The sequence below is a fragment of the Pseudoalteromonas sp. A601 genome (assembly GCF_002165575.1).
Lineage (GTDB): Bacteria > Pseudomonadota > Gammaproteobacteria > Enterobacterales > Alteromonadaceae > Pseudoalteromonas.
The window spans coordinates 1-3970 of sequence record NZ_MXQF01000067.1; the positions used below are offsets into that span (position 1 = coordinate 1).

General features: G+C 51.5%; 3 protein-coding genes and 2 pseudogenes. 4 read left to right on the top strand and 1 reads right to left on the bottom strand.

The window, feature by feature from the left end:
- Positions 1-297: pseudogene (lacI, locus tag B5G52_RS21565) on the top strand (DNA-binding transcriptional repressor LacI); the annotation flags it as partial.
- Positions 298-346: 49 nt separating this feature from the next.
- Positions 347-688: pseudogene (locus tag B5G52_RS21570) on the top strand (hypothetical protein); the annotation flags it as partial.
- Between the two features lie 17 nt (positions 689-705).
- Here B5G52_RS21570 and B5G52_RS21575 read toward each other — a convergent pair.
- Positions 706-1041 carry a hypothetical protein gene (locus tag B5G52_RS21575; RefSeq protein WP_081450183.1) on the bottom strand — a complete coding sequence of 112 codons (336 nt, stop codon included), beginning with the start codon at positions 1039-1041 and terminating at the stop codon, positions 706-708.
- 64 nt (positions 1042-1105) lie between these two features.
- On the opposite strand from B5G52_RS21575, the gene B5G52_RS21580 reads away from it, so the two are divergent.
- Both B5G52_RS21580 and B5G52_RS21595 read left to right on the top strand, forming a co-directional pair.
- A complete protein-coding gene (locus B5G52_RS21580) occupies positions 1106-1297 on the top strand; it encodes a Rop family plasmid primer RNA-binding protein (RefSeq protein WP_000165985.1) in 192 nt (63 codons plus the stop codon).
- Between the two features lie 1136 nt (positions 1298-2433).
- Positions 2434-3249 (top strand): aminoglycoside O-phosphotransferase APH(3')-Ia, encoded by an 816-nt coding sequence (locus tag B5G52_RS21595; RefSeq protein ID WP_000018329.1) that lies wholly within the window; start codon positions 2434-2436, stop codon positions 3247-3249.
- Positions 3250-3970: the final 721 nt, after the last annotated feature.

Here is a 3970-nt window from a genome sequence, read left to right on the forward strand (position 1 = left end):
CGCGTTGGTGCGGACATCTCGGTAGTGGGATACGACGATACCGAAGACAGCTCATGTTATATCCCGCCGTTAACCACCATCAAACAGGATTTTCGCCTGCTGGGGCAAACCAGCGTGGACCGCTTGCTGCAACTCTCTCAGGGCCAGGCGGTGAAGGGCAATCAGCTGTTGCCCGTCTCACTGGTGAAAAGAAAAACCACCCTGGCGCCCAATACGCAAACCGCCTCTCCCCGCGCGTTGGCCGATTCATTAATGCAGCTGGCACGACAGGTTTCCCGACTGGAAAGCGGGCAGTGAGCGCAACGCAATTAATGTAAGTTAGCTCACTCATTAGGCACCGGGATCTCGACCGATGCCCTTGAGAGCCTTCAACCCAGTCAGCTCCTTCCGGTGGGCGCGGGGCATGACTATCGTCGCCGCACTTATGACTGTCTTCTTTATCATGCAACTCGTAGGACAGGTGCCGGCAGCGCTCTGGGTCATTTTCGGCGAGGACCGCTTTCGCTGGAGCGCGACGATGATCGGCCTGTCGCTTGCGGTATTCGGAATCTTGCACGCCCTCGCTCAAGCCTTCGTCACTGGTCCCGCCACCAAACGTTTCGGCGAGAAGCAGGCCATTATCGCCGGCATGGCGGCCCCACGGGTGCGCATGATCGTGCTCCTGTCGTTGAGGACCCGGCTAGGCTGGCGGGGTTGCCTTACTGGTTAGCAGAATGAATCACCGATACGCGAGCGAACGTGAAGCGACTGCTGCTGCAAAACGTCTGCGACCTGAGCAACAACATGAATGGTCTTCGGTTTCCGTGTTTCGTAAAGTCTGGAAACGCGGAAGTCAGCGCCCTGCACCATTATGTTCCGGATCTGCATCGCAGGATGCTGCTGGCTACCCTGTGGAACACCTACATCTGTATTAACGAAGCGCTGGCATTGACCCTGAGTGATTTTTCTCTGGTCCCGCCGCATCCATACCGCCAGTTGTTTACCCTCACAACGTTCCAGTAACCGGGCATGTTCATCATCAGTAACCCGTATCGTGAGCATCCTCTCTCGTTTCATCGGTATCATTACCCCCATGAACAGAAATCCCCCTTACACGGAGGCATCAGTGACCAAACAGGAAAAAACCGCCCTTAACATGGCCCGCTTTATCAGAAGCCAGACATTAACGCTTCTGGAGAAACTCAACGAGCTGGACGCGGATGAACAGGCAGACATCTGTGAATCGCTTCACGACCACGCTGATGAGCTTTACCGCAGCTGCCTCGCGCGTTTCGGTGATGACGGTGAAAACCTCTGACACATGCAGCTCCCGGAGACGGTCACAGCTTGTCTGTAAGCGGATGCCGGGAGCAGACAAGCCCGTCAGGGCGCGTCAGCGGGTGTTGGCGGGTGTCGGGGCGCAGCCATGACCCAGTCACGTAGCGATAGCGGAGTGTATACTGGCTTAACTATGCGGCATCAGAGCAGATTGTACTGAGAGTGCACCATTGCGGTGTGAAATACCGCACAGATGCGTAAGGAGAAAATACCGCATCAGGCGCTCTTCCGCTTCCTCGCTCACTGACTCGCTGCGCTCGGTCGTTCGGCTGCGGCGAGCGGTATCAGCTCACTCAAAGGCGGTAATACGGTTATCCACAGAATCAGGGGATAACGCAGGAAAGAACATGTGAGCAAAAGGCCAGCAAAAGGCCAGGAACCGTAAAAAGGCCGCGTTGCTGGCGTTTTTCCATAGGCTCCGCCCCCCTGACGAGCATCACAAAAATCGACGCTCAAGTCAGAGGTGGCGAAACCCGACAGGACTATAAAGATACCAGGCGTTTCCCCCTGGAAGCTCCCTCGTGCGCTCTCCTGTTCCGACCCTGCCGCTTACCGGATACCTGTCCGCCTTTCTCCCTTCGGGAAGCGTGGCGCTTTCTCATAGCTCACGCTGTAGGTATCTCAGTTCGGTGTAGGTCGTTCGCTCCAAGCTGGGCTGTGTGCACGAACCCCCCGTTCAGCCCGACCGCTGCGCCTTATCCGGTAACTATCGTCTTGAGTCCAACCCGGTAAGACACGACTTATCGCCACTGGCAGCAGCCACTGGTAACAGGATTAGCAGAGCGAGGTATGTAGGCGGTGCTACAGAGTTCTTGAAGTGGTGGCCTAACTACGGCTACACTAGAAGGACAGTATTTGGTATCTGCGCTCTGCTGAAGCCAGTTACCTTCGGAAAAAGAGTTGGTAGCTCTTGATCCGGCAAACAAACCACCGCTGGTAGCGGTGGTTTTTTTGTTTGCAAGCAGCAGATTACGCGCAGAAAAAAAGGATCTCAAGAAGATCCTTTGATCTTTTCTACGGGGTCTGACGCTCAGTGGAACGAAAACTCACGTTAAGGGATTTTGGTCATGAACAATAAAACTGTCTGCTTACATAAACAGTAATACAAGGGGTGTTATGAGCCATATTCAACGGGAAACGTCTTGCTCTAGGCCGCGATTAAATTCCAACATGGATGCTGATTTATATGGGTATAAATGGGCTCGCGATAATGTCGGGCAATCAGGTGCGACAATCTATCGATTGTATGGGAAGCCCGATGCGCCAGAGTTGTTTCTGAAACATGGCAAAGGTAGCGTTGCCAATGATGTTACAGATGAGATGGTCAGACTAAACTGGCTGACGGAATTTATGCCTCTTCCGACCATCAAGCATTTTATCCGTACTCCTGATGATGCATGGTTACTCACCACTGCGATCCCCGGGAAAACAGCATTCCAGGTATTAGAAGAATATCCTGATTCAGGTGAAAATATTGTTGATGCGCTGGCAGTGTTCCTGCGCCGGTTGCATTCGATTCCTGTTTGTAATTGTCCTTTTAACAGCGATCGCGTATTTCGTCTCGCTCAGGCGCAATCACGAATGAATAACGGTTTGGTTGATGCGAGTGATTTTGATGACGAGCGTAATGGCTGGCCTGTTGAACAAGTCTGGAAAGAAATGCATAAACTTTTGCCATTCTCACCGGATTCAGTCGTCACTCATGGTGATTTCTCACTTGATAACCTTATTTTTGACGAGGGGAAATTAATAGGTTGTATTGATGTTGGACGAGTCGGAATCGCAGACCGATACCAGGATCTTGCCATCCTATGGAACTGCCTCGGTGAGTTTTCTCCTTCATTACAGAAACGGCTTTTTCAAAAATATGGTATTGATAATCCTGATATGAATAAATTGCAGTTTCATTTGATGCTCGATGAGTTTTTCTAAGAATTAATTCATGAGCGGATACATATTTGAATGTATTTAGAAAAATAAACAAATAGGGGTTCCGCGCACATTTCCCCGAAAAGTGCCACCTAAATTGTAAGCGTTAATATTTTGTTAAAATTCGCGTTAAATTTTTGTTAAATCAGCTCATTTTTTAACCAATAGGCCGAAATCGGCAAAATCCCTTATAAATCAAAAGAATAGACCGAGATAGGGTTGAGTGTTGTTCCAGTTTGGAACAAGAGTCCACTATTAAAGAACGTGGACTCCAACGTCAAAGGGCGAAAAACCGTCTATCAGGGCGATGGCCCACTACGTGAACCATCACCCTAATCAAGTTTTTTGGGGTCGAGGTGCCGTAAAGCACTAAATCGGAACCCTAAAGGGAGCCCCCGATTTAGAGCTTGACGGGGAAAGCCGGCGAACGTGGCGAGAAAGGAAGGGAAGAAAGCGAAAGGAGCGGGCGCTAGGGCGCTGGCAAGTGTAGCGGTCACGCTGCGCGTAACCACCACACCCGCCGCGCTTAATGCGCCGCTACAGGGCGCGTCCCATTCGCCAATCCGGATATAGTTCCTCCTTTCAGCAAAAAACCCCTCAAGACCCGTTTAGAGGCCCCAAGGGGTTATGCTAGTTATTGCTCAGCGGTGGCAGCAGCCAACTCAGCTTCCTTTCGGGCTTTGTTAGCAGCCGGATCTCAGTGGTGGTGGTGGTGGTGCTCGAG